General features: G+C 65.2%; 26 protein-coding genes and 2 tRNA genes. 20 read left to right on the top strand and 8 right to left on the bottom strand.

Going from position 1 to position 24,936, the window contains the following annotated elements:
* Positions 1–48 precede the first annotated feature (48 nt).
* On the bottom strand, positions 49–1,575 hold the full coding sequence (locus Q0319_RS09015; RefSeq protein ID WP_296471326.1) for a UbiD family decarboxylase: 1,527 nt from the start codon (positions 1,573–1,575) through the stop codon (positions 49–51).
* Between the two features lie 398 nt (positions 1,576–1,973).
* Here Q0319_RS09015 and Q0319_RS09010 point away from each other — a divergent pair, with 398 nt between their 5' ends.
* Genes Q0319_RS09010 through Q0319_RS09000 form a run of 3 tightly spaced genes read left to right on the top strand, consistent with a single transcriptional unit; the run spans position 1,974 to position 5,098 of the window.
* Positions 1,974–3,167, top strand: a complete 1,194-nt coding sequence (locus Q0319_RS09010) for an ATP phosphoribosyltransferase regulatory subunit (RefSeq protein ID WP_299451872.1) — start codon at positions 1,974–1,976, stop codon at positions 3,165–3,167.
* Positions 3,168–3,207: 40 nt separating this feature from the next.
* A complete protein-coding gene (locus Q0319_RS09005; protein ID WP_299451870.1) occupies positions 3,208–4,503 on the top strand; it encodes an adenylosuccinate synthase in 1,296 nt (431 codons plus the stop codon).
* A gap of 58 nt (positions 4,504–4,561) precedes the next feature.
* Entirely contained in the window at positions 4,562–5,098 is a 537-nt protein-coding gene (locus tag Q0319_RS09000; RefSeq protein ID WP_296467639.1) for a phosphoribosyltransferase, read from the top strand.
* 235 nt (positions 5,099–5,333) lie between these two features.
* Here Q0319_RS09000 and Q0319_RS08995 read toward each other — a convergent pair.
* Both Q0319_RS08995 and Q0319_RS08990 read right to left on the bottom strand, forming a co-directional pair.
* Positions 5,334–5,418, bottom strand: a tRNA-Leu gene (locus Q0319_RS08995).
* Between the two features lie 68 nt (positions 5,419–5,486).
* A tRNA-Leu gene (locus Q0319_RS08990) sits at positions 5,487–5,571 on the bottom strand.
* Between the two features lie 111 nt (positions 5,572–5,682).
* Between Q0319_RS08990 and rnr the strand changes: the two genes are divergently transcribed.
* Positions 5,683–8,136 carry a ribonuclease R gene (rnr, locus tag Q0319_RS08985; RefSeq protein ID WP_299451867.1) on the top strand — a complete coding sequence of 818 codons (2,454 nt, stop codon included), beginning with the start codon at positions 5,683–5,685 and terminating at the stop codon, positions 8,134–8,136.
* Positions 8,137–8,226: 90 nt separating this feature from the next.
* Positions 8,227–8,964, top strand: a complete 738-nt coding sequence (rlmB, locus tag Q0319_RS08980; RefSeq protein ID WP_296467633.1) for a 23S rRNA (guanosine(2251)-2'-O)-methyltransferase RlmB — start codon at positions 8,227–8,229, stop codon at positions 8,962–8,964.
* 21 nt (positions 8,965–8,985) lie between these two features.
* On the opposite strand, the gene Q0319_RS08975 is transcribed toward rlmB, so the two are convergent.
* Together Q0319_RS08975 and lexA are read right to left on the bottom strand one after the other, a co-directional pair.
* Positions 8,986–9,843 carry a hypothetical protein gene (locus Q0319_RS08975; RefSeq protein WP_296467628.1) on the bottom strand — a complete coding sequence of 286 codons (858 nt, stop codon included), beginning with the start codon at positions 9,841–9,843 and terminating at the stop codon, positions 8,986–8,988.
* Between the two features lie 22 nt (positions 9,844–9,865).
* Positions 9,866–10,519, bottom strand: coding sequence for a transcriptional repressor LexA (gene lexA / locus Q0319_RS08970; protein ID WP_296467625.1), 654 nt, complete (start codon positions 10,517–10,519; stop codon positions 9,866–9,868).
* A 186-nt stretch (positions 10,520–10,705) separates the two neighbouring features.
* Here lexA and Q0319_RS08965 point away from each other — a divergent pair, with 186 nt between their 5' ends.
* The 11 genes from Q0319_RS08965 (at position 10,706) to Q0319_RS08915 (ending at position 19,079) form a co-directional block, all read left to right on the top strand.
* Positions 10,706–11,677 (top strand): asparaginase, encoded by a 972-nt coding sequence (locus tag Q0319_RS08965; protein ID WP_296467622.1) that lies wholly within the window; start codon positions 10,706–10,708, stop codon positions 11,675–11,677.
* 352 nt (positions 11,678–12,029) lie between these two features.
* Positions 12,030–12,401 carry a 30S ribosomal protein S6 gene (rpsF, locus tag Q0319_RS08960; protein WP_296467618.1) on the top strand — a complete coding sequence of 124 codons (372 nt, stop codon included), beginning with the start codon at positions 12,030–12,032 and terminating at the stop codon, positions 12,399–12,401.
* Between the two features lie 93 nt (positions 12,402–12,494).
* A complete protein-coding gene (gene priB / locus Q0319_RS08955) occupies positions 12,495–12,827 on the top strand; it encodes a primosomal replication protein N (protein WP_296467615.1) in 333 nt (110 codons plus the stop codon).
* A 28-nt stretch (positions 12,828–12,855) separates the two neighbouring features.
* Complete coding sequence (gene rpsR, locus Q0319_RS08950) at positions 12,856–13,128, top strand: 30S ribosomal protein S18 (protein ID WP_296467612.1); 273 nt, start codon at positions 12,856–12,858, stop codon at positions 13,126–13,128.
* A gap of 19 nt (positions 13,129–13,147) precedes the next feature.
* A complete protein-coding gene (gene rplI / locus Q0319_RS08945; RefSeq protein ID WP_296467609.1) occupies positions 13,148–13,603 on the top strand; it encodes a 50S ribosomal protein L9 in 456 nt (151 codons plus the stop codon).
* Positions 13,604–13,858: 255 nt separating this feature from the next.
* The gene (locus Q0319_RS08940) at positions 13,859–15,250 is read left to right on the top strand and encodes a replicative DNA helicase (protein WP_299451862.1); all 1,392 of its coding nucleotides are present in this window, start codon (positions 13,859–13,861) and stop codon (positions 15,248–15,250) included.
* 195 nt (positions 15,251–15,445) lie between these two features.
* Positions 15,446–16,072 carry a DUF47 family protein gene (locus Q0319_RS08935; RefSeq protein ID WP_299452117.1) on the top strand — a complete coding sequence of 209 codons (627 nt, stop codon included), beginning with the start codon at positions 15,446–15,448 and terminating at the stop codon, positions 16,070–16,072.
* 12 nt (positions 16,073–16,084) lie between these two features.
* The gene (locus Q0319_RS08930; RefSeq protein ID WP_299451860.1) at positions 16,085–17,092 is read left to right on the top strand and encodes an inorganic phosphate transporter; all 1,008 of its coding nucleotides are present in this window, start codon (positions 16,085–16,087) and stop codon (positions 17,090–17,092) included.
* Positions 17,093–17,216: 124 nt separating this feature from the next.
* On the top strand, positions 17,217–17,627 hold the full coding sequence (locus tag Q0319_RS08925) for a DoxX family protein (RefSeq protein ID WP_296471016.1): 411 nt from the start codon (positions 17,217–17,219) through the stop codon (positions 17,625–17,627).
* A 65-nt stretch (positions 17,628–17,692) separates the two neighbouring features.
* Positions 17,693–18,118 carry a PaaI family thioesterase gene (locus tag Q0319_RS08920; RefSeq protein ID WP_299451857.1) on the top strand — a complete coding sequence of 142 codons (426 nt, stop codon included), beginning with the start codon at positions 17,693–17,695 and terminating at the stop codon, positions 18,116–18,118.
* Entirely contained in the window at positions 18,111–19,079 is a 969-nt protein-coding gene (locus Q0319_RS08915; RefSeq protein WP_299451854.1) for an alpha/beta hydrolase, read from the top strand. The genes Q0319_RS08920 and Q0319_RS08915 overlap by 8 nt, the downstream gene beginning before the upstream one ends.
* On the opposite strand, the gene Q0319_RS08910 is transcribed toward Q0319_RS08915, so the two are convergent.
* The 3 genes from Q0319_RS08910 to Q0319_RS08900 are packed head-to-tail and all read right to left on the bottom strand — an operon-like array spanning position 19,040 to position 21,178.
* Positions 19,040–19,855: an NRDE family protein gene (locus Q0319_RS08910; protein ID WP_296469952.1), complete on the bottom strand. Its 816-nt coding sequence runs from the start codon at positions 19,853–19,855 to the stop codon at positions 19,040–19,042. The two genes, Q0319_RS08915 and Q0319_RS08910, sit on opposite strands and share 40 nt — an antisense overlap.
* 2 nt (positions 19,856–19,857) lie before the next feature.
* Positions 19,858–20,166 carry a DUF4936 family protein gene (locus tag Q0319_RS08905; RefSeq protein WP_299451852.1) on the bottom strand — a complete coding sequence of 103 codons (309 nt, stop codon included), beginning with the start codon at positions 20,164–20,166 and terminating at the stop codon, positions 19,858–19,860.
* Between the two features lie 22 nt (positions 20,167–20,188).
* Positions 20,189–21,178 carry a folate-binding protein gene (locus Q0319_RS08900; protein WP_299451850.1) on the bottom strand — a complete coding sequence of 330 codons (990 nt, stop codon included), beginning with the start codon at positions 21,176–21,178 and terminating at the stop codon, positions 20,189–20,191.
* A gap of 68 nt (positions 21,179–21,246) precedes the next feature.
* Here Q0319_RS08900 and mltG point away from each other — a divergent pair, with 68 nt between their 5' ends.
* The 4 genes from mltG (at position 21,247) to Q0319_RS08880 (ending at position 24,880) form a co-directional block, all read left to right on the top strand.
* Positions 21,247–22,314, top strand: a complete 1,068-nt coding sequence (gene mltG, locus Q0319_RS08895; RefSeq protein WP_299451848.1) for an endolytic transglycosylase MltG — start codon at positions 21,247–21,249, stop codon at positions 22,312–22,314.
* The gene (tmk, locus tag Q0319_RS08890) at positions 22,311–22,955 is read left to right on the top strand and encodes a dTMP kinase (protein ID WP_296469942.1); all 645 of its coding nucleotides are present in this window, start codon (positions 22,311–22,313) and stop codon (positions 22,953–22,955) included. Before mltG ends, tmk begins: the two co-directional genes overlap by 4 nt.
* A complete protein-coding gene (gene holB, locus Q0319_RS08885) occupies positions 22,952–24,037 on the top strand; it encodes a DNA polymerase III subunit delta' (protein ID WP_296469938.1) in 1,086 nt (361 codons plus the stop codon). The genes tmk and holB overlap by 4 nt, the downstream gene beginning before the upstream one ends.
* Before the next feature lie 72 nt (positions 24,038–24,109).
* Entirely contained in the window at positions 24,110–24,880 is a 771-nt protein-coding gene (locus Q0319_RS08880) for a TatD family hydrolase (protein ID WP_296469935.1), read from the top strand.
* The last annotated feature ends 56 nt before the right edge of the window (positions 24,881–24,936 follow it).

Genomic DNA, 24,936 nt, shown 5'->3' with positions numbered 1-24,936 from the left:
CGGAACGTGCCGCGGCCTATCGTTTTGGGAAATGTGAGGGTGAAACGATCAACGGAAGCGGTAGCGGCCTTCGTCGTCCCGCACGATGGGACGGGCCGCCGCCGTATCTTCGAGCCAGCGGACGATTTCCCGCCCGTCGCTGCTGCCGGTCGCCGCCATGAGCTCCTCGAAGTACTTCGGGCCATCCTCCAGGGCTGCCTCCAGCGACGCGAAGCGCCTGCCCTGGAAACGCGGCGCCGCGGGCACGCGGTATTCCAGCGGGCGCGATTCGCCCGGGGCGAGCAGGGGCAGCGTCAGGTCGAACCCAGCCTTGGCGCCCTGCCGGCTGCCTTGGAGAGATGGGTCGAGCGGCATGGCGCGCATGCCGCTTTGCACCACCAGGTCGCGGTCGGCCTGGAACCGGGTGCCGAGCGCCCAGTCCATCTGGGCATCCGAGAAAATATCGATGTCCGGATCGACCACGAAGACGTGCTTGACGTTGGAGAGCGACCCAAACACGGCCGCGATCGCGTTGCGGGCTTCGCCTGGGACGCGTTGCTGCAAGGCGACGCGGACATTGAACATGCCGCCGTTGGCCGGTGCTGCGTAGACCGCCTTGACCTCGCGCACCGCCGTCTCCAGCGCGCGCCAGACCATGACTTCCGTGCGCAAGGCGTTCAATTGGGCAGTATCGGTCCAGGCCATGTTGGGACCGCTGATCGTCGCGGTCTGGAAGATCGCGTCCCGCCGGTGGGTGATGGCCGTGACATGGAACAGCGGGTTCTTCTTGACCACGCCGTAGTAGCCGAGGAACTCCCCGTACGGCCCCTCGGGTTCGACGTGACCGGCGGCATCCAGATAGCCTTCGATGATGAACTCCGCATCGGCCGGCACCATCAGGTCGCTGGTCAGGCATTTGACCACCGGCAGCGGAGCGCCCCGGAGGCTGGAAAGCAGTCCGAGCTCGTCGCCCGGGATGCGCATGGTGGCGGCGACGTGATCGATGGGATGCGAGCCCACCGCAAAGGCCACGGGCACGCGCTCGCCCTTGGCGGACTGTTTCATGTAGATGGCCCGCAGGTCCGACGGAGCGACCAGATCGATGCCCGTCACGCGCCGGCCGCGCAGCATGAGCCGTCGCACGCCGACGTTGGTCCAGCCCGTCTCGGGATCCTTGACGAAGTCGATGGATGCCGAAATGTAGGGCGCGCCGTCCAGGCCATGCTGCAGGTGCACGGGCAGCTTGGTCAGGTCGCAGTCATCGCCTTCGAGCACCACTTCCCGCACCGGCGCCTCGGAAGCCGGTACCTCCACGAATTCGGGCTTGTTGCGCAGGCGGCGCAAGACTTCCGGCAGCAGCTCGGTTTCCGTCGTCCCGAAAGCCTGGGCCAGGCGCGTGCGGCTGCCCGCTACATTGCCGCAGAGCGGAACGTCGCCGCCCCCCGGCCGTTCGATCAGCACGGCGCGGGGACTTTGCTCGAGCAAGGACGCTACTTCCGAGAGCGGGGTGTCGCTTAGCCGGAGCAGGGCATCCTCGCCCAGGGATTGCAGGAAGTACTTGAGGCGGAAGGTGTCAAAATCGGGCAAAGCGGCCAAGGGTATCTCCGGCTGGTCCTCTGAGGGGTAATGATCGGCCCGGTTCAGCCGTACATGGCGCCCCGGGCCGCAACTCTCGCGGTTGCCGCGATATTTAAATGCACCATGCCGGCCCGCATAAGCAAAACATTTGTATGACGTGATAGAAGAAGCTGAACAATAGGGGCACGGGGGCGTTGTCCGTGGGCGGGATGCGACGGCGACTTGATTTTGCGGGCGTTCGAGTAGACAATAGCGTGTAAGCCAAGAGGTACGCCCGAATTTTTGCACGCACCAAAGAGGTGCGAACTGGGTTGCCCAAGCTTGGAAGAAGCGGTTGAAGGGCTTGCACCGTGTGCATACCCGCAGCCGCTTTTTTTTTCGTCCATCGTTTGTCTGAATCATTGCGAGATCCCTGCATGGGCAAATGGTTGTTGCCCGAAAGCCTGGCAGACATCCTGCCGGCCGAGGCCCGGCGCATCGAAGAGCTGCGCCGCTTGTTGCTGGACCTGTACCGCACCTACGGCTACGAGCTCGTAATGCCGCCGCTGGTGGAATACCTCGACTCGCTGCTGTCGGCGAGCGGGGGAGACCTGGACCTGCACACCTTCAAGCTGGTCGACCAGATGTCGGGCCGCTCCCTGGGCATCCGTGCCGACATGACGCCGCAGGTCACGCGCATCGATGCGCACCTGCTCAACCGTGCAGGCACCGCGCGCCTATGCTATTGCGGCAGCGTGCTGCACACTTTGCCGCGCGGCCTGTGGGCGACGCGCGAACCGCTGCAGATCGGCGCCGAACTCTATGGACATGCCGGCCCCGAGGCCGACATCGAAGTCGTGCAGCTCGCGCTCGAAAGCGTGCGGCGGGCCGGCGTAGCCGACTACCGCATCGACCTGAGCCACCTCGGAGTGGTTCGCGCGCTGCTGGAAACCGATCCGGCTGCGTCGGCGCGTGCGGACGAAATCTTCGGCCTGCTGCGCGACAAAGACGTGCCCGGGCTCGCCTTGCTGGCGCCCGAGCTCGCGCCGGAAACGGCCCAGGCGCTGCAAGTGCTGCCCACCTTGTACGGAGACTTGGACGTGCTCGACGAGGCGCGCAAGATATTGCCCGCGCTGCCGCGCGTCGAGCAGGCGCTCGACATGCTGGCCGGCCTTGCCGGCGCGCTCCCCGGCGTGGAGATCGGCGTCGACCTGGCAGACGTGCGCAGCTTCCACTACCACACCGGGGTGGTGTTCGCCGTCTATTGCGGCGGCTGGCCGAATGCCGTCGTACGCGGCGGCCGCTACGACGACATCGGCCGGGTGTTCGGCCGCGCCCGGCCGGCCACGGGCTTCAGCCTGGACCTGCGCGAGCTCGCCGGACTGCTCGCCCCCGCCAAGCCGAGTCCAGCCGTACGTGCGCCGTGGGGCTTGGACCCCGCGCTGATGGAAGCCGTGCGCGCGCTGCGGGCAGCCGGCCACATCGTCGTCCAAATCCTGCCCGGACACGAGCACGACCAGCAGGAATTCGTGTTCGACCGCGAGCTGGTACAGCGCAACGGCACCTGGCAGGTCGAATCGCTGGCCGGAACCCCGGCGTCCAATCCGGCATCCTCATCCACCGCAATCTGACGCCCGTCGCGGGCGGACTTAGTAGAGAAGCAGAAGCAACATGGCTAACAACGTCGTGGTTATCGGCACCCAGTGGGGTGATGAAGGCAAGGGCAAGATCGTGGACTGGCTGGCCGAGTCGGCCCAGGGCGTCGTGCGTTTCCAAGGGGGCCACAATGCCGGCCACACGCTCTGGATCGCCGGCAAGAAGACCATTCTTCGCCTGATCCCCTCCGGCATCATGCATCCCGGGATGATCTGCTACATCGGCAACGGCGTGGTGCTGTCGCCCGAGGCGCTGCTGCGCGAAATCGAGGAGCTCGAGGCCGCCGGCGTCGAAGTCCGCGCGCGGCTGCGCGTCTCGGAAGCCTGCCCGCTGATCCTGCCGTACCACGTGGCGGTGGACCAGGCGCGCGAAGCGCGCAAGGGCGCGGGCAAGATCGGCACCACCGGGCGCGGCATCGGCCCGGCGTACGAAGACAAAGTCGCGCGCCGCGCCATCCGGGTGCAGGATCTCTACGACCCGGCCACTTTCGACGCCAAGCTGGAAGAGGCGCTGGACTACCACAACTTCGTGCTGACCAACTACCTGGGCGCGCAGGCCGTGGACCCGGCCCAGGTGCGCGACCAGGCCATGGCACTGGCGCCGGTACTCAAGCCCATGGTCGCAGACGTCGCCTCCGCGCTCTATGAAGCCTCCGCGGCCGGGCACAAGCTGTTGTTCGAAGGCGCGCAGGGAGCGCTGCTCGACGTCGACCACGGCACGTATCCCTACGTCACCAGCAGCAACTGCGTAGCGGGCGCCGCCTCTGCCGGCGCCGGGGTCGGTCCGCAAAAGCTCGAATACGTCCTGGGCATCACCAAGGCCTACGCCACCCGCGTCGGATCCGGGCCGTTCCCGACGGAACTGGACGACGAGATCGGTGCCCACCTGGCTTCGGTCGGCAAAGAATTCGGCTCGGTCACCGGCCGTCCGCGCCGCTGTGGCTGGTTCGACGGCGCGGCGCTCAAGCGCTCGATCCGCCTGAACGGCATTTCCGGCCTGTGCATCACGAAACTGGACGTGTTGGACGGCCTGGAAACCATCAAGCTGGGCGTGGGCTATCGCGTCAACGGCGAATTCCGCGACGTGCTGCCCTATGGAGCCGCGGCGGTGGCCAACAGTGAACCCGTGCTGGAAGAGATGCCCGGCTGGCGTGAATCCACCGTGGGCGTAACCGAATACGATAAACTTCCGGTCAATGCGCGCCGCTACCTCGAGCGCATGTCCGAAGTCTGCGGCGTGCCCATCGATCTGGTCTCGACCGGCCCTGACCGCACCGAAACCATCGTGCTGCGTCATCCATTCAAGGCCTGATCCAGGAGCCAATCAAGCGCCCCGGTCCCCCGGGGCTTTTTTGCAATACGCCTACGCCATGCAGCAAGACACCGACAAAGACCTCTGGGTCAGCTGGGAACGCTATCACCAACTCATCGAGCAACTGGCCCTGCAAGTCCATCAATCCGGCTGGAAGTTCGACCAGATCGTGTGCCTGGCGCGGGGCGGGATGCGCGTGGGCGATGTGCTGTCCCGCATTTTCGACGTCCCGCTGGGCATCCTCGCGACCAGCAGCTACCGTGAGGCGGCGGGCACGCAACAAGGGCGGCTGGACATCGCCCAGTTCATCACCATTACCCGGGGAACCCTGGAAGGCAAGGTGCTGCTGGTGGATGACATGGTCGACACCGGGGTCACCTTCGACAAGGTGCACCAGCACCTGCTCGCCCAATTCTCCTCGATCACCGAAATGCGCACGGCCGTATTGTGGTTCAAGGGCCACTCGAAAGTGGTGCCCGATTACTACGTACAAAAACTGCCGACCAACCCGTGGATTCACCAACCCTTCGAAGAGTACGACAGCCTGCGCCCATACCAGCTCGAAGCCTGGATCCGCAAGGGTAAGAGCGACTAAACCCCGGTCCGGCAAGCCGGGCCGGGCCGCGCCCCAGGCGCCGGCATCGACGATTTGCCGCAGGAAGTCCAGGCGGGGGATCCGCCCGCCGCCGGGCAGGAACGCCTCGCGCGGCAAGGCAGGGTGGGTGGCGAGACATCGGGCAAGCAGGGAGCGCCCCCCCAAAACAAAAAACCCCGGAACTGACGTTACGGGGCTTGCATCCAATCTAACTGAATTACGTGGTATCTAACCGTGGTGCCCAGGAGAGGACTCGAACCTCCACGCCGTTAAGCGCTAGTACCTGAAACTAGTGCGTCTACCAATTCCGCCACCTGGGCACTGCGTAAACCTCAACACCCGTTCAAACGGGTTGCCCAACCATGGCCGCCAACGCTGCCATTTCGATTGGTGCCCAGAAGAGGACTCGAACCTCCACGCCGCTAAGCGCTAGTACCTGAAACTAGTGCGTCTACCAATTCCGCCATCTGGGCATTTGCCGCAACCACCGTGCATTTGCTGCGGTAAACTCAAGTTATGCTTGCGTCACCGTTGCATGCAGGCAGTAGCAACAGAGCTGCGCATTATAAAGAGATCCTTAGACTTTGACAACTCGATCCCATAACAACCATCCTTCCACGCCCCCGGATTTCGACCCCGACGTACCTAGCCGAGAGCAAATCCTGAGGGTGCTGCGAGAGGCCAACGCGCCCATCGCCCCCGCCGAACTCGCAAGGCGTCTGGGCGTCGCCCCGGGCAGCGTGGGGTTCGAACGGCGCATCGCGGCCATGGAACGCGATGGCCAGCTGATGCAGAACCGCAAGGGCGCGCTTCTGTTGTCGACCAAACTCGATTTCATCGCCGGTCGCGTGCAGGGGCACCGCGACGGCTTCGGCTTCCTCATTCGTGACGACGGCCAGCCCGACATCTTCTTGCCGCCGAAGGAAATGCTCAAGGTGCTCCACGGCGACCGCGTGCTCGTCCGGCTGACGGGCACCGATTACCGGGGCAAGCCGGAAGCCACCATCGTCGAGGTGCTGGAGCGCCGCACCAACAAGCTGGTCGGACGCTTCCTGAACGAACGCGGATTATTCCTCGTCGTACCCGAAGACCAGCGCATCAAGCACGACATCTTGGTGCCGCCCGGCGAAACCGCCGAAGCCCAGCACGGCCAGGTCGTCACCGTGGAAATCATCGAACAGCCGACCCGCCACACGCAGCCGCTGGGCCGCGTGGTGGAGATCCTGGGCGAAATCGACGACCCGGGCATGGAAATCGAAATTGCGGTCCGCAAGTTCGACGTCCCGCACGAGTTTTCCCCCAAGGCGTTGGCGCAGGCCGAACGCCTTCCGTCCGAGGTTCGCGACAGCGACCTCGTCGAACGCTTCGACCTGCGCGACGTACCGCTGATCACCATCGACGGCGAGGATGCCCGGGACTTCGATGACGCCGTGTATTGCGAACGGGTGGAGCTGGGCACAGGAGCCCGCAAGCGCGCGGGCTGGCGCCTGATCGTCGCCATCGCCGACGTCGCCCACTACGTCAGGCCTGGCGACGCCCTGGACGCCGATGCGCTGGAACGCAGCACCAGCGTCTACTTTCCGCGCAAGGTCATCCCCATGCTGCCGGAAAAGCTGTCCAACGGGCTGTGCTCGCTGAATCCCAACGTCGACCGCCTGGTGCTGGTGTGCGACATGGTGATCCCTGCCACCGGAGCCAAGGCGGGCACGGTGCAGGCGTACCAGTTCTACAACGCCGTCATCCATTCCCATGCGCGCACCACCTATAACGAAGTGTGGGCAGCACTCCAGCAGCCCGATGGCCCGGCCGCGCGCAAGTACGCGCACGTCCTGCCCCAGATCCAGGACTTGTACGAGCTGTTCAAGCTTCTTGCGCAAGCGCGGCAGAAGCGGGGCGCCATCGATTTCGACACCATAGAGACCAAGATCATTTGCAACGAGCTCGGACGCATCCAGAGCATCGTGCCCTACGTGCGCAACGACGCGCACAAGATGATCGAGGAATGCATGCTCGCGGCCAATACCTGTGCCGCCGACTTCATGCAACGCAGCAAGCACCCGGGCCTGTACCGCATACACGAAGGTCCCACGCCGGAGAAACTGCAGGCGCTACGCGACTTTCTGAAGACGCTGGGCTTGTCGCTCGGCGGGGGCGACAAGCCCACGGCGGCCGACTACTCGGCGCTGCTGGAAAGCACCAAGCACCGGCCCGACGCGCCGCTGCTGCAAACCATGGCGCTGCGCTCGATGCAACAGGCCATGTACAGCCCGGACAACGTGGGCCACTTCGGGCTCGCATACCCCGCCTACGCACACTTCACGTCGCCCATCCGACGCTATCCCGATCTGCTGACGCACCGTGTCATCAAGGCTTTGCTGCAGGGCAAGCGTTTCGTACCCAACCCGCCGGAAGACACGCCGGTGGTGCCCGGTTCGGCCAAAGAGCAGGAACACGCCCTCTGGGAGAAGCTCGGCCTGTTCTGCTCGGCCAACGAACGCCGGGCCGACGATGCATCGCGCGACGTCGAGGCATGGCTCAAGTGCTGGTACATGCGTGAGCGGGTGGGCGACATTTTCAGCGGCACCGTGACGGGCGTCGCGGCGTTCGGCATCTTCGTCACGCTCGATGAATTGCACGTCGAAGGCCTGGTGCACGTCTCGGAATTGGGCGCAGAATACTTCCAGTTCAACGATGGCTTGCACGAACTGCGCGGAGAGCGCACGGGCATGCGCTATCGCCTCACCGACAAGGTACAGGTGCAAGTCGCCCGGGTGGACCTCGAGGCCAGGCGGATCGATTTCAAGCTCGTCAAAGGCGTAAGCTATGAAGGCCTGCGCAAGGCGATCAAACGCGAAAGCGCGCCAGCGCCCCGCAAACCGGAAAAAAGCGCGGCCAAGACCCCGCTCATGACCGAAACGGCCAAGCCTCCGAAAGACAAGAAGGGCATCCCGGCCAAGAAGTCCGCCACGGCGGAGAAACCGGCCAGCACCCGAAGCGGCAAGCGGGCAGCTGCCAAGCGCGGGCGCAAGCGTCACTGAATCTCTGGTCTAATAACGGCATTGCGGCGCTGCCAGGAGCAGCGCCGTATCGTTTTTTGCCGTGCGCGGCATGCATCAATGGGGTGAAAAATGGCAGCGAGCCAGGTTTTGGTCGGATTTCACGCAGTCGCGGCGCGGTTGCGCCATGCGCCGGAATCGATCAAGGATATCTACGTCGAAGAGGCGCGCCGCGATCGCCGCATGTTGACGCTGATCGAGCAGGCACAGGCCGCGGGGCGCAAAGTGCATCCCGTCCCGCAATCACGCCTGGACGGACTCGCCAAGGGCCAGCGCCATCAGGGCGTCGTGGCATTGGCCACGAGCCTGCAACTGGCCATGGACATAGACGAAGTGCTCGACGAGGCGTCCGGGCCAGCCTTTTTACTCGTGCTGGACGGGGTGACGGACCCGCACAATCTCGGCGCCTGCTTGCGAACTGCAGACGGAGCCGGCGTGCATGCCGTGATCGCACCGCGCGACCGAGCCGTGGGCTTGAATGCCACGGTACAGCGCGTCGCCTGCGGCGCTGCCGACACCGTTCCCTATCTCACGGTGACCAACCTCGCGCGGACCCTGCGCAGCCTCAAGGAACGGGGCATATGGGTGGTGGGAACCGATGACGAGGCCACCGAAACCATCCACCAGGTTGACGCCCGCCAACCCATCGCGTGGGTCATGGGTGCGGAAGGCGAGGGCATGCGGCGTTTGACCCGCGAAACCTGCGACCAACTGGTCCGCATTCCCATGATGGGCTCGGTGGAAAGCCTGAACGTGAGCGTGGCGTCCGCCGTGTGCTTGTACGAAACCGTGCGGCAACGCGCGGTGTAGCGCCACAGCGGCTGGCCATCGTCAGGCGTTCCAGCTGCGGGCGAGCCAGAACGCCAGGCCCGCTGGAGAGCTCCCCGCACCGCCCGAGCTGCCGCGCTGTTTGAACGGCCACCGGCTGCGGCCCGGCGAAGCCGGCTTGGCCCGGGGGGCGCCTTGTTCTGGGGGCGCCTGGACCGGCCGGGCATTCGCCACGGCGGCCGTTTCGTCCGGTTCGTTCAATTGTGCGGCCGAGCAGAAACGGGTGCCCGCCAGGGCAAGGCCGGCCACGCGGCGGAATCCTGCCCGGGGCTCGCGTTGGCCGATTTCCAATGTGACCGCGCCGCGGCCGGCTTCGTCGTCCGGGGCGATGCGTTGCAGGCGGAGCTCACCTGCCTGACTCATGTCTGCCAACAGGCGCAACTGGGAAACCGACGTCGTGGCAGGCGTGCTGCAAGTATGGAACAGGAAGGCGGGGCACCCCGAGAGCCTTGCCGCCAGCAGCAGGCGCCTTACCGTGCCTTCGGACCGCACCGCGGCCTCGTCGGGAGGAAGGATCGCGACCAACGCGGCAAATTCGCCGGATCGCACCGCCGTCTCGATCTGGTCCAGGCCGTCGTCCAGCGGACGGGCCGAGCGGACCAGCTTGACGCACTCGAGCGCCACCCCGTGCTGGATCAGCGCCGGCGCATATGACAAGTACGGCGGCACCAGCAGCGCCACCGTGCGGCCTGCGCGGGTGAGACGGGCGAGCAGCGGACCGAGCAGGTTCAATTCGCCATGCCCGACGCGCGAAACCAGGATTTCCGTCAGTGCGCCGACAGGCCACCCAGCTTGCGGCAGCGCCGCATCGAGCCCGGGATATCCGCTGGAAAGACTGGGGACTTGCGTATGGTGTTTCATGGAGATCGTCCGTCGGATGCTTTCAGTGCAGGAGTCCGGCCCGGATCAGGCCAACCGCGATGCCCTCGAGGGCGAAGTCGTCGCGGTTGCGGCTGATCTCGATGGGCTTGAAATCGGGATTGGCGGGCAAGAGGCTCAGGCCGCTTTCGGTATAACGCAGTTGCTTGACGGTGACTTCGTCGCCGAGGCGTGCCACGACGATCTGCCCGTCGCGGGCCTGGGCCGCCTTCTTGACGGCCAGCAGGTCGCCGTCGAGGATGCCGGCATCCCGCATGCTTTCCCCGCGCACCTTCAGCAGATAGTCGGGACGTTGCGAAAACAGCGCTTGGTCCACGCCCACCTCCTTCTCGATGTGCTCGGCGGCAAGGATGGGGCTGCCAGCCGCGACCCGGCCCACGAGCGGTAGCACGAGCTGCGCCAGCGCCGGATGCGTGAGCTGCAGGGAAGGGGAATCGGCGGCAGTGGCGTCTTTGAGCCGTATGCCGCGCGAGGTACCGGCCGACAACTCCAACACCCCCTTGCGCGCGAGCGCCTTCAGGTGTTCTTCCGCCGCGTTCGGGGAACGAAAACCGAGCGCCTGCGCGATTTCGGCGCGCGTGGGGGGAAAGCCGGTTTCGACGATGGTCCGGCGGATGAGATCGAGGATCTCCTGCTGGCGTGCGGTCAGCTTGGGCATGTCTGGCTCCGGTTTTGCGCGGCCGCCCGGGGTGGGAGGTGCGACAGACGCTTCTGTGGTTTTATCCAGTAACTGTATTTTTATACAGTACCGATGGGCGGCGCAAGCATAATCGCCAGGTGTCGCGGCCGCGCCACCATGCGCGGGGGCGGGTATCATCGGGCTCCGGCAAGCACATTGATTCCCATGCCTCTTCCGCACCTCTGCCTTCTCGCCACCGGTGGCACCATCGCCGGAGCCGGCGTCGAGCCCCAATCCGTCGAAGCCTATACGGCGGGCGTGCTCGACGTGGCGGCGCTATGCGCGCAAACACCCGGGCTCGACCAGGTCGCCCGCATCAGCGCCGAACAGTTCGCATCCATCGACAGCAAGGACGCCACGCCCGCCTTCTGGCAGTCGCTCGCCAGCCGGCTGCAGCAGGCGCTGGACGATCCGCAAGTCGATGGCGCCGTCGTCACGCACGGCACCGACACCCTCGAGGAGACGGCCTACTATCTCCATCTGGTGCTCAAGAGCGACAAGCCTGTCGTCTTGGTGGGCGCGATGCGCCCGTCGACGGCGCTGTCGGCGGATGGGCCGCTGAACCTGCTCGACGCCGCCACCGTGGCCGCCACCTCCGGCGCGGCGGGGCGCGGCGTGCTGGTGGTACTGAACCACCAGGTCTTCGGCGCGCGAGAGGTGGGCAAGGTCAATGCCAACCGGCCCGACGCCTTCGCCGCGCCCAACGCCGGTCCGCTCGGGCTGGTCCAAGACGGGCGGGTCACCTGGCTCGCGCGTCCCGAGCGGCCGCACACCCGCGCGACGCCATTCACCCCTGCAACGCCGCTCGTCCCGGTGGAAATCCTGGCTGGCTATGCGGGTGCCTCGACTGCCCTGATCGATGCCGTACCCGCAACGGGCGCGCGCGGCCTTGTCTGGGCGGGCCCCGGCAACGGCTCGGCGAGCGCCGAAGCCATGGCGGCGCTCGAGCGCCTTGCTGGCGCGGGCCTGGCCGTCGTGCGAACCAGCCGCACGGGGAGCGGACGCGTCACCGCAGCCTGCAGCCTGCCCGGGGCCGGCACCCTGTCGCCCTGGAAGGCGCGGGTCCTGCTGATGCTGGCGCTGGGGGCGGGCGCCTCGGGCCCGGAGGCCGTGCAGGCAGCCTTCGACACCTACTAGCGCAGGCAGGCCGCAACGGCCCTGCCGGGGTCGCGCCAAGCATGCCAAGGCCGATCCACGCCGGCCGTCATTGAGCGCGGCGGGGTGGGGAGCCCGTCCCGCGGTTCGCCCTCCCGGGCTGCCGTACCCCGGCCGGGGGGCGATCATGGCCGGCCACGAGGCGCACCTTGATTTTTCCGCGTTTGCAAGCGATAATAGCTGGCTTAATTTTTGGCAGGCATTGCGCATTGTGTTATGCGCAGACCTCCTGCCGGATTTGAGAACCCTTGTCCGACTCTAGACGCTTGAGCGGACTTGCGCCTTTCGGGGCGGCCTTTCGAGTCGCCTCCAGGACCATCCATAAGGAGCGTAAATGCGTCACTACGAAATAGTTTTCATCGTTCATCCGGACCAGAGCGAGCAGGTTCCGGCCATGGTCGAGCGTTACAAGACGCTGATCACCAGCCAGGGCGGCGCAGTACACCGCCTGGAAGACTGGGGTCGCCGCCAATTGGCATATCCGATCCAGAAGCTCGTCAAGGCTCACTACGTGTGCATGAACATCGAGTGCAGCCAAGCCACGCTGGACGAACTCGAGCACGCCTTCCGCTATAACGACGCCGTGCTGCGCCATCTCGTCGTCAAGATGAAGAAGGCCGAGACCGCCCCGTCGCCGATGATGAAGATCGTCGAGCGCGAGGAGGCCCGCAAGGTGTCCACCGAGGCCACGCAAGCCGAGGGCTGAGCCCCGGCCCGGCTGGCATGACAGGTCGTTGCCGACCGCCCGCATCCCAGGCCGCTCCCGCGGCAGCTTGACGATGCCCCGGACGACACGGCGTTGAACCAGGTTCTTCTGACCGCCCAGGTGGTCGAGTGCAAGCCGCTCAGGTACACCCCCGCCGGCATACCGGTGCTGGAACTGACGCTTGCCCATGAATCCGAGCTGCTCGAAGGCGGTAGGCCCCGCCGGGTGGAAATGCTCGTCAACGCGGTGGCGATCGGCGATCTCGCCAGCAGGCTCGAGCGCGAAGCGCTGGGCCGATCGCTGCGGATCGAGGGTTTTTTGGCACCGACCCGGAAAGGTTCAAGCAGACTGAGGCTGCATATCCAGCAGGCCACCGTCGCCCAGGCGGGTGATGGACGAAGCGGGCAGGGCAGCGCTCAGGTGTGAAACGGATTGAATACCCAAGAGGTACATCATGGCCGCATTCGGCAAACGCAAGGAAAAGAAGAAGTTCGGTCAACAGAACCCGCTGTTCAAGCGGCGCAAGTTCTGCCGCTTCACGGCAGCCGGCGTCGAACAGATCGACTACAAGGACATCGAAGTCCTGCGCGACTTCATCCAGGAAAACGGCAAGATCATCCCCGCTCGCCTGACCGGCACCAAGGCGCATTACCAGCGCCAACTCGATACGGCGATCAAGCGCGCCCGCTTCCTGGCGCTCTTGCCCTACACCGACAACCACAATTGATTGCCGGGAGAGTCTAATCATGCAAATCATCTTGCTCGAAAAAGTCGTCAACCTCGGCAACCTGGGCGACGTCGTTCGCGTGAAGAACGGTTACGCGCGTAACTACCTGATCCCGCAGAAGAAGGCCAAGCGCGCCACGCAGGCCGCCCTGCAAGAGTTCGAAGCGCGCCGCGCCGAGCTCGAGAAAATCCAGGCCGAGAAGCTGGCCGCCGCGCAAGCCATGGCCCAGCGCCTGGAAGGCTACACGGTATCCATCACGCAGAAGGCCGGCGTCGACGGCCGCCTGTTCGGTTCGGTCACCAACTTCGACATCGCCAGCGCGCTCAAGAGCGCCGGTTTCGAGTCGGTGGAAAAGGGCATGGTCCGCCTGCCCAACGGCCCGCTCAAGACCATCGGCGAGTTCCCGATCGAAATCGGCCTGCATACCGACGTGGTGGCCAACATCACGGTCGTGGTGGTCGGCGAAACTGCCTAAGCGAGCCTTGGTACCCCGCTGCGCGGGGGCAACCGGCCGCACCACCCATCCGGCCTGCCTGGCGGCAGGCCCGGCAATGAAAACCCTCCATTTTCTCCGCGAAATGGAGGGTTTTTTTTCCCAAGGCCGGCACCGTGCACCACGCACGCGGCGGGGCCTCCTCGACAACTGCGCCCGCCATCGCCCGCCACGCTATAAACTGTCGTGGTCCGGCATACCGCCGGCCGCGCATCCATTCCAGGTTTTTGTCGCTCTATGAATTCGCCAGCCGATCCTCAGCTAGAGTCCCTGCGCATCCCCCCCCACTCGGTCGAAGCGGAGCAGTCCGTGCTGGGAGGTTTGCTGCTGGACAATGCAGCCTGGGATCGCATCGCCGACATCCTCAAGGAGGATGACTTCTACCGTTACGATCATCGCCTCATCTGGCAACAGATCGCCAAGCTCATCGGGCTGGGCCGTCCGGCGGATGTCGTGACCACCCACGAAGCGCTGCAGACGGCGGGCAAGGCGGAAGATGCAGGCGGGCTCGCCTATCTCAACTCGCTGGCCCAGAACACGCCATCGGCGGCCAACATCAGGCGCTACGCGGAGATCGTGAGGGACAGGGCGGTACTACGCCGGCTCGTCACGATCTCGGACGAGATCGCGGACGCGGCCTTCAACCCCCAGGGCCGGGACACGCGCCAACTGCTGGACGAGGCCGAGTCCAAGATCTTCAAGATCGCCGAGGAGGGCGCGCGCGGGACCGCCGGCTTCCAGTCGCTGCAGCCGCTCCTCACGCAGGTGGTCGAGCGCATCGACGAGCTCTACCATCGCGACTCGACTTCGGAAATCACCGGCGTGCCGACGGGCTTCACCGACCTCGACAAAATGACGTCGGGCCTGCAGCCGGGCGACATGATCGTCGTGGCCGGCCGGCCCTCGATGGGTAAGACCGCTTTCTCGATGAACATCGGCGAGCACGTGGCCGTGGAGGAGGGCCTGCCCGTTGCCGTCTTCTCCATGGAAATGGGCGCGGCGCAGCTGGCCATGCGGATACTCGGGTCGGTGGGGCGACTGGACCAGCAGCGCCTACGCACGGGCCGGCTGCTCGATGAAGACTGGCCCAAGCTCACGCATGCCATCCAGAAAATGCAAGACACGCAGCTCTACATCGACGAGACCCCGGCGCTGAGCCCCATGGAGCTGCGTTCGCGCGCGCGCCGCCTGGCCCGCCAATGCGGCCAGCTCGGGCTGATCATCATCGATTACCTGCAGCTGATGTCGGGCAACAGCGGCTCGAGCAGCGAGAACCGGGCATCGGAACTGTCCGAGATCAGCCGCTCGATGAAAGGCCTCGCCAAGGAATTGAACTGCCCCCTCATCGCGCTCTCGCAGCTCAACCGTAGCCTGGAGCAACGTCCGAATAAACGCCCGGTAATGAGCGACCTGCGGGAATCAGGCGCCATCGAGCAAGACGCAGACGTCATCATCTTCCTCTACCGCGATGAGGTCTACAATCCGGATACGCCGGACAAAGGCACGGCCGAAGTCATCATCGGCAAGCAGCGCAACGGGCCGATCGGCACCGTCCGGCTGACCTGGCAGGGCATGTACACCAAGTTCCAGAATTTCTCCGGCAACGCCTACGTCGATTCTGAATACTGATCCCGCACACACTGCGACCGGCCCGCGCAGAGCCCGTCGTCTCGTGCATGAACGGGCGAGGCCGACGCCCACGGCCCGCCTCCGCCGCCCCAAAAAGGGGCTCCCCAGCGGGCAGGGCAGCACGCATATAGTGCTAAACTGCGCGCGGTTTTGAACACGTCATGTAGCTGTCATGTGACGTATCGTGAGGACGTGATGTTTGGACGCTTGATGCCCAAAGAGGGCCGCTTTTTCGATCTCTTCACGGCGCATGCCGACTTGTCCCGCCAAGGCAGCCGGGAATTGGCCGCACTGATGGCCGACCTGGACCAAGCCGAGGAGCGCGTCAAGAGCATCGAGACGCTGGAGAAAAAGGCCGACAAGGTTACCCACGATACGATCGACCTGCTGCACAAGACCTTCATCACCCCGCTGGACCGGGATCAAATCCACCAGCTCATCACGACCATGGACGACATCCTCGACCTGATGGAGGACGCCGCCCAGTGCATCAACCTGTACGACATCCGTTCAGTCACGCCCGACGCCAAGGCCTTGGCCGACATAAGCGTGCAGTGCTGCGACCGCCTGTACATGGTGGTGAGCCTGCTACGCGACCTGAATGACACGGCCAGCATCATGAAGATCTGCGAAGAGATCGACCGGCTCGAGTCAGACGCCGACCGGGTCATGCGCCGCGGCATGGGCAGGCTGTTCCGCGATGAAGCCGATACGCGCCAATTGATCAAGATGAAAGCCATCTACGAATTGCTGGAAGAAATCACCGACAAGTGCGAAGACGTTGCCAATTTGATCGAAGGCATCGTCCTGGAAAACGCCTAGTCGGGATACTTCATGGACACGCTTCAAATCAGCCTAGTCACACTCTCCGTCCTGGTCCTCCTGGCACTCATTTTCGATTTCATGAATGGGTTCCACGATGCGGCCAATTCCATCGCCACCGTGGTTTCCACGGGAGTGCTCAAACCCCACCACGCGGTCGTCTTCGCCGCGTTTTTTAATTTCGTCGCCCTTTTCGTCTTCCATCTCAAGGTGGCTGCCACCGTCGGGAAGGGAATCATCGACCCGACGGTGGTGGACCATTACGTCGTGTTCGGCGCATTGGTCGGAGCCATCGCATGGAACATCATCACTTGGTATTTCGGCATCCCGTCGTCGTCCTCGCATGCGCTCATCGGCGGCATCGTCGGAGCCGGCCTGGCGAGCGCCGGGCCTTCCGTGCTGATGTTCCGCGAGATCCTCTACATCGTCGCCTTCATCGTCGTGTCGCCGCTGCTGGGCTTCGTGCTCGGCGGTTTTCTGATGCTATTGGTGTCGTGGCTACTGCGCCGCGCGCGCCCGCTCAAGGTCGACGGCTGGTTCCGCAGGCTGCAGCTGCTGTCGGCGGGGATGTACAGCCTCGGGCACGGCGGCAACGACGCGCAGAAAACCATCGGCATCATCTGGTTGCTGCTGATCGCCGCCAACGTGCCGGGTGCGCATGACCATGTCCCCGTCTGGGTCATCATCAGCTGCTATGCGGCGATCGCCCTGGGAACGATGTTCGGCGGCTGGCGCATCGTCAAGACCATGGGACAGCGCATCACCAAGCTCAAGCCAGTCGGCGGGTTCTGCGCGGAAACCGGCGGCGCCTTGACGCTGTTCCTGGCCGCGCTGCTCGGCATCCCGGTCTCCACCACTCACACCATCACCGGCGCCATCGTCGGCGTCGGCTCCAGCCGCAAGTTCAATGCGGTGCGCTGGGGACTGGCGGGAAACATCGTCTGGGCATGGATACTCACCATCCCAGCCTCGGCCCTCGTGGCGGCTGCCGCGTGGTGGGTAGGGAAGAGCATTTTCTGAGTTCCGGGCGTTTGGTTTCGCATCGTTTCCAGTAAGATGGCGGCGGCCGCCCGAGCTGCCGCGCCGGATCCCGGAAAGCACGCTCACGTGCCCGCACTTCCCACCCAACGTGAACGGAGAAGCCATGACACCTGCACCCATACGCTCCCTGCTCGAATCGCGCGCGTTGTTGCTGCTCGGACGCATTGCCTTGACATTCATGTTCTGGCTTAGTGGCCTGACAAAGCTCATCAATTTCCAGGACGGCGTAGCCGAAATGAGCCATTTCGGGCTCGAACCGGCATGGCTCTTCAACGCCCTGACCATCATCGTCCAGCTCGGCGGCTCACTGCTGATCATCTTCAACCGCGCGGCTTGGCTCGGCGCGGGTGCATTGGCCGTGTTCACGGTGATGACCATTCCCATCGCCCACGCTTTCTGGAACATGGAAGGCGAACAGGCCTTCCTGGAAATGATGTTCGTGTTCGAACACATCACCGTGATCGGCGCCCTGATCCTGGCGTCCATCCTGGGTCATCGCACGGCGAGCCGCTGATTTTCGCTGGAGGACCAGACCTGCCATGATCCGCCATATCGAATCGACTCCGACGGGGTTGCCGCATGCCCACGGATAGCCCGCGAACCGTCACGGACGTACCCATCCCGTTTCTGGCCTGGCTGGGCGCCAAGCTCGTCAAGGCCGAAGGCGGGCGTTCGGAAGTCAGATTGGATGTCCAAGCCCATCACTGCAACAGTTGGCAGGTCTGCCACGGTGGGGTCTTGATGACCATGCTGGACGCCGCCATGGCAACCGCCGCACGTTCGCTGCACCCAGAGATGCGCGGCGGCGCCACGGTGGACATGACCACCAGTTTCGTGCGCCCTGGCGAGGGCAACCTCGTGGCCTACGGCAACTGCTACCACCGCTCGAGCACCATGGCGTTCTGCGACGCCGAAGTGCGCGATGCCGGGGGCGGGCTCGTGGCGCGCGCCAGCGGCACATTCAAGTACATCAAGAAACGAGGGGACCAAGGGGGCGATGGCTGAGGCGCCCCATCCGCGTCCGCTCGACCCCCAGGTGGCCGATCTCGTGGCGCGCATCAAGCGCGCCAACCGGCCACCATACTGGCAGTATTCGCCCGAGGAAGCGCGTGCCTTCCACGACAAGGCCAGCAAAGTCCTCGACATCGCACCGGCCCCGGTTGCGGAAGCCAGGGAGCTCGCGGTACCCGTCGGCGAAGGGAGCATACGCGCGCGCCTTTACACCGGCAACGACACCCGCGAACCCGCGCCGCTCGTCATCTTTTCCCACGGCGGTGGATTCACGGTGGGTAGCGTGGAAACCTACGACGCCATCTGCCGGATGCTGGCCAATGGCGCGCACTGCAAAGTGCTGTCCCTCGCGTATCGGCTCGCGCCCGAACACCGATTTCCCACCGCCGCCGAAGATGTCTACGCTGCCTGGCGATGGGCGTTCGACCGGCATGCGGAGCTGGGCGTCGATGCGGTTCGCGTCGTGGGCATGGGCGACAGCGCGGGCGGCACCCTGACGGCACAGGCAGCGCTGCGGGCGCGCGACGACGGCTTGCCCCTGGCCGCCCAAGTGTTGCTTTACCCTGGCACCAGCTCCTGGCAAGACACCGATTCGCATCGCGCCTACGCCGAAGGCTATCTGCTCGATGCCAAGACCCTCCAGTGGTTCTTCGGCCTGTATTTGCGGGATGACGCCGATCGCCTGGATTGGCGCTTCGCACCGCTCGCCGCACCCGACTTCTCAGGCGCGGCGCCTGCTTTCATCCAATTGGCAGAGTGTGATCCGCTGGTCGACGACGGCCTGGCCTACGCGCGTAAATTGGCCGCTGCCCGCGTGCCGGTCGAAGTGAAAACCTACGCGGGTGTCGTCCACGGCTTCTACAACATGGGGGGCGCATTGCGCGCGGCGCGCCGCGCCCATCGCGATACGACGGATTACCTTCGTTCGGTATTCGGGACGGCGAACGTTACCTGACGCCATGCCGCCGGGGCCAGGCGGCGCGCCTGCTCGGCGTTCTCGAAACTGCGTTCGGACGCTTCGACCCGCCCATCCCGGGTCACCTGCAGCACGGTTTGCGCACGCGTGCCGTAATCAGGGGTCACGATGAAGGCTGCCGACAGCGCCCGTTCACGCTCGATGCTGATGCCGGTGCTCGGCAACTCGGCATCATCCGCGATGGTCGTATCGCTCAACATTTGCAGGTAGGCAGGCGTGCGCGCGTCGGCCGCCTTGAGCGTAGCCAGCGCCGCCGTCGTGCGCACGACTTTGGGCCAAGGCGTGTCCAGCATCGCGTTCGAAAGCCCATACACGCCCGCAGTCAAGGCTTCGGGCGGCGTGGCGGGGTAACCGCGGCGGTGCGACAGGTACCACAGGGAGGGCGTACGGGCGAAAAGATCGCCAACCAGCAGGTTGAACCCATTGTAGGGCTCGGCGCGCTTGGACAGCTGCCGCAAGTAGGCGGCGGGAGAGCAATCCGCGGCAAGGAAATCGGTCACGAGCTTGCCCCGCGACGGGGCATGCGGATCGTGCCGCCCCGCCTCGCGGTAATTGGTGATCGCCGCAAATCGCCCCTGGCGGGTGATCCCCATCCAGGTACCACCGGCTGCCAGGTCACGTCCGGCCCAAATGTCGGGCAGGTCCGGCCACCAGTCGGCAGGAGCCGTCGGACGGGCGTAGAACTCGTCGCGGTTGGCCACGAACAGCAAAGTCGTCGGACCGCGCGGATCCCAGGCAAAGGCGATCAGGCACATGGTCAGGCTTCCCATCCTGCCGCATCGGCAGGCAGTTCGGCAAAAACCTCGCTGCGGCGCGGCCCCGCCAAGAAGGCCGCGAGCCCGGTCTCCTTCACGGCAGCATCCAAGGCGTTACTTAGCCGGGCCACGTCATCGACACCTTCGTACACCTCCATCCAGGTCGCGACGCCTCCCTCCACCTCGGGCCGGGCCAGCAGTGCGACCCGCCGGCTCCACGGACGCCCGGCCTCAAGCACCCTCCGTGCGGGCTCGAGCGCGCGGCGCCGTTGTGCTTCGTGCAGTTTGTAGTACACGTAGAGGTAGTTCATCGCGGCTCCAAGGCTCCGGCGTTTACGCCGGCGAGGTTGACTCGGGCAGGGCGTAGGGAAGGGGAACGGCCACGATGGCCGGGCCCGTCGGCGACCCCGCGTGCAACGGGGCAGGGCCGCCCGCGGCGCCCAATGAGCACTCGTAGAGCACAGCCAGGCCGCCGCCGTCCCGCGCAGCGTTGACGATGCGCCCGCACGGCTGCTCTTCGCCTTCCTGGAAAATGTCGGCACCGACCAGGGCATCGGCATCCGCGGCCTGCGCAAGGCGGCCGGCGAACATGCGGCGCTTGAGCTTGCCCAGGTAATGGCTGCGCGCGACGACTTCCTGCCCCGGGTAGCAGCCCTTGGTGAAACTGACGCCCCCCACCAATTCGAAATTGATCATCTGGGGCACGAAAAGGTCTTGCGTGGCGGAGACGATCCACGGCAACCCCGCGACGATGTCCGCCGCCCGCCAGGCGTGGATGAGATCCACATCGGCCGAAGAGGGTAGTACCTCGCCGAGCTGCTGCATCTGCTCGGCCGAACCTATCCACCACCACCGGGGACCTCCCTGCGCAGACGGCGCGGCGATCCAAGTACCGTTAGGCAGCTCGGTGCGGGACCATGCCTCGGCGGACGGCGTGCCTTCAACCGCGTGCAATGCCGACGCATCGCCACCGCCCCACACGCCGGCCACGCGCAGCGGCGCAACGGAAAGGGTCACCTTGGCCCGCAGCACGTACATCGAAAGCCGCTTGCGCAGTGACTCGGCCAGGCTGGCATCCACCATGGCCAGCACGCGAGGCACCTCGCCGTCGGCCACCCGAGGCCGCCAGATCACGGCGCTGGCCAACATCCGCCCCTTGGCGGTGCAATAGCCGGCGAGCCGCGCATCGGCATCGCCGAGCTTCTTGACGTCTTGCGTCAGCTGCCCCTGCAGAAAGTCGACGGCATCCGCCCCATTGGCCTCGATCACTGCCAAGTGATCGAGCGGCACCATGCGTGCAGAAGCGGCACGCGGCTCCCTCACAGATAAAATCTCTTGGACGGACATCTTGAAACAGTCGCTGAAGTCGATCGAAGTATTATAGGCAGCCCATGCCCAAACGACATTTTTCCCTCAAACGCGCGCTGGCCGTTTCTGCCTTGACGCTGATGCTGGTGCTGGCGGTCGCCGTGGGCGCCGGCGTGGCATGGCTGCGCATGCCGCTCTCGCTCCCCGCCGACAAAGTGGACTTCGTCATCGACGAAGGCACGTCCATGCGCGGCATTGCGCACCGGATCCGCGAGGCGGGCATCGGCGTGCCGGCGGAAGCCCTCATCGCACTGGCGCGCCTGACCGGCGCAGACCGCCGCATCAAGGCCGGCGGCTATGAAGTCGTGCGCGGCGAATCGCTGTGGACGCTGGTCAAGCGCCTCTCGCGCGGCGACGTAACCCAGCGCGAAATCACCTTCATCGAAGGTTGGAACTTCCGGCAGATACGCGCGGCGCTGCGGCGCCATCCCGACATCCGGCAAACGCTCGACGACGTCGACGACGCCACCGTGGCCGCGATGATAGGCGCGTCCACCAGCCATCCCGAAGGCTTGTTCTTTCCCGACACTTATCTGTTCGCCGCCGGCTCCAGCGACATCGACATCCTGCGCCGGGCCTATCGCGCCCAGCAGCGGGAACTCGCCGAGATATGGAACCAGCGCGACCCGGACCTGCCGCTGGGCTCGCCGTACGAGGCGCTCATCCTGGGTTCCATCATCGAAAAGGAAACTGGGCTGGAAGCCGACCGCAGGCGCATCGCCGGCGTGTTCATCAACCGCCTGAAACTGGGCATGCCGCTTCAAACCGACCCGACCGTCATTTACGGCCTCGGTGAGAACTTCGACGGCAACCTGCGCCGCCGCGACCTGCAGACCGACACGCCCTGGAATACGTACACGCGGCGCGGACTGCCGCCCACGCCCATCGCCAACCCTGGCCGCGCGTCGCTGCTGGCCGCGGTCCAGCCTGAAAAGCACAAGTACCTCTACTTCGTGTCACGGGGAGACGGCAGCAGCGCCTTTTCGGAAACCCTGGAGGCCCACAACCGTTACGTCGCGCGCTACCAGCTCGGACGGGGGCAGGGTGCGCGCACGACGGGGCAGGCCGCGAAGGAGGCAGTGCAGCCATGACACATCCCGCTATGCGCCGAGGCCGTTTCATCACGCTCGAAGGCGTGGACGGCGCCGGCAAGAGCACCCACCTGGCGTGGCTCGTGGAGCAACTGCGCAGGTACGGCCTGGACGTGGTACAGACCCGCGAACCCGGCGGCACGCCGCTGGCGGAAAAGCTGCGCGAACTGCTGCTCACCGAGTCCATGCGGCTCGATACGGAAACGCTCTTGATGTTTGCGGCACGCTGCGAACACGTACGCACCGTCATCGAGCCGGCGCTGGCCGAAGGCAAGTGGGTGGTGTGCGACCGCTTCACCGATGCCACGTACGCCTACCAGGGAGGAGGCCGCGGGCTGCCGCGCGAGCGCATCGCGATCCTGGAACAATGGGTGCACGGCGACCTGCAACCGGACATGACGTGGCTGTTCGACGTTCCGCTCTCGGTATCCCGTGAGCGCTTGGGCCGCAGCCGCGCGCTCGACCGTTTCGAACGCGAAAACGACGCGTTTTTCGAGCGCACGCGTGCCGCATACCATGCCCGGGCCCAGGCCGATCCGGCGCGGTTCCGCATCGTCGATACCACGCGCCCCATGGCCCAGGTCCGCGAAGACCTGCTGGCCCAGCTCGACGACTACGTCAGGTCGTGGCACCGCTCATGAGCCTGCCTCGTTTCTATCCCTGGCAAACCGAGGTGGCCCGCTCCTGGCTTGGCCCGGAGCAGCGCGAACGCTTTGCGCATGCTTGGCTGATCCACGGCCTGGCCGGCATCGGCAAGGTGGAATTCGCCCGCGCCGCGGCGGCTAGCCTGCTTTGCGAATCGCCCGACGGCGCCATGGCATGCGGCCATTGCCCTGCATGCACCTGGTACGCATCCGGCAACCACCCGGACTTTCGCCGCGTTCGCCCCGAAGCGGTGGCGCTGGCCGAGGGACAGGCGGAAGAAGCGGTGACGGACGAAGCGGGCGGCGATGCCGAGGAAAAAAAAGCCGGCAAGCGTGCGCCGTCGCGAGAAATACGCATCGAACAAATCCGGGCCCTCGAATCATGGGCCAATACCGGCACCCACCGCGGCGGCCTGCGCATCGTGCTGCTGTATCCGGCGGAATCGCTCAACACGATTTCCGCCAACGGCCTGCTGAAAATTCTTGAAGAACCGCCTCCGCAAACGGTTTTTCTACTGGTAGCCGACGCGCCGGACCGCCTGCTGCCGACGCTGGTATCCCGCTGCCGCCGGCTACCCCTCGGCACGCCGGATCGCGAGTCGGCGCTCGCCTGGTTGCAAGAGCAGGGCGTGGAGAATGCCGCAGCCCAATTGGCCGCTGCGGGCGGCGCCCCCGTCGCGGCATGGAGGCGCGCGCAGGCCGGGATCGCCCCCCGGGCTGCCTGGCTCGATACGCTGGCGAGCGCGCTGGCGCAGGCTCGATCGCCTGACATCGGGCAGATCGTCGACGCCTTGGACAAGGCCCCGGCCGCCGACTGGCTGGATGCCCTGCAGCGCCTGCTCACCGACGTCGCCCTGGCACAGGTTGGCGTGCCACCCCGGTATTTTCCTGAGCTGGCCGGCCAAACATCGAAGATAGCCGCGAGGGCGGACCGGACCCGGGTTGCGGAGCTGTCCCGCTGGCTCAACCGCCAGCGCGCCATCGCCGACCATCCGCTCAATGCCCGCCTATTTGCGCAGGATGTCCTCGCCCAGGCCTGCACGGCGTTGCTCGGGGCGCGCCAGCGCGCCGCGGCCTGACGGGACCTTCCGCCAGCGGGAAAATTCGCGCCGTTGTTACTATAGATTCTGCTTTCAGTCCCGATTCCCGCCATGTTTGTCGATTCGCACTGTCATTTGGATTTTCCCGAGCTGGCCGCGCAACTGCCCGATATCCTCGAGCGCATGCGCGCCAACCGCGTCACGCACGCACTGTGCGTCAGCGTCAATCTCACCGATTGGCCGCGGCTGGTTCAGTTGGCCCAGGAACATGCGCACATCTGGGCGTCTGTCGGGGTACATCCAGATTACGAAGACACGCCCGAGCCCTCGGTCGAACAGCTGGTCGAACTGGCCGCCACGCCCAAGGTCGTGGCCATCGGAGAAACCGGCCTCGACTATTACCGGCTTACTGGTGACCTGGAGTGGCAGCGGGAGCGCTTCCGCCGCCATATCCGGGCGGCAAAGGAAACGGGCAAGCCCCTGATCATCCACACGCGCTCCGCGGCGGAAGACACGTTGCGCATCATGCAGGAAGAGGGCGCAGCCGAGGTCGGTGGCGTCATGCATTGCTTTACCGAGTCCCAGGAGGTGGCCGACGCCGCCATCGGCATGAATTTCTACATTTCGTTTTCCGGCATCGTGACCTTCAAGAACGCGAAAGCCCTCCAGGAGGTGGCCCGCAACGTGCCGCTCGACCGGATCCTGATCGAAACCGATTCTCCCTACCTGGCGCCGGTTCCCCACCGCGGCAAGCTCAATGACCCCTCCAAGGTGATCCACGTTGCCGAAAAAATTGCCGAGCTCCGGGGCGTTCCGTTGGAAACCGTCTCCCAAGCGTCGACACAGAATTTCTTTAATCTTTTCAAGGACATAAAACACTAATTTAAAGTTAGAAATAACTTTAAATTAGTGTTTGTCTTGAAAATAAAAATTTTTTC

This window comes from uncultured Pigmentiphaga sp. (genome assembly GCF_937950555.1).
Classification (GTDB): domain Bacteria; phylum Pseudomonadota; class Gammaproteobacteria; order Burkholderiales; family Burkholderiaceae_B; genus Pigmentiphaga.
The sequence above is the reverse complement of the archived record's forward strand: the minus strand, read 5'-3'. Positions and strand labels throughout refer to the sequence as shown.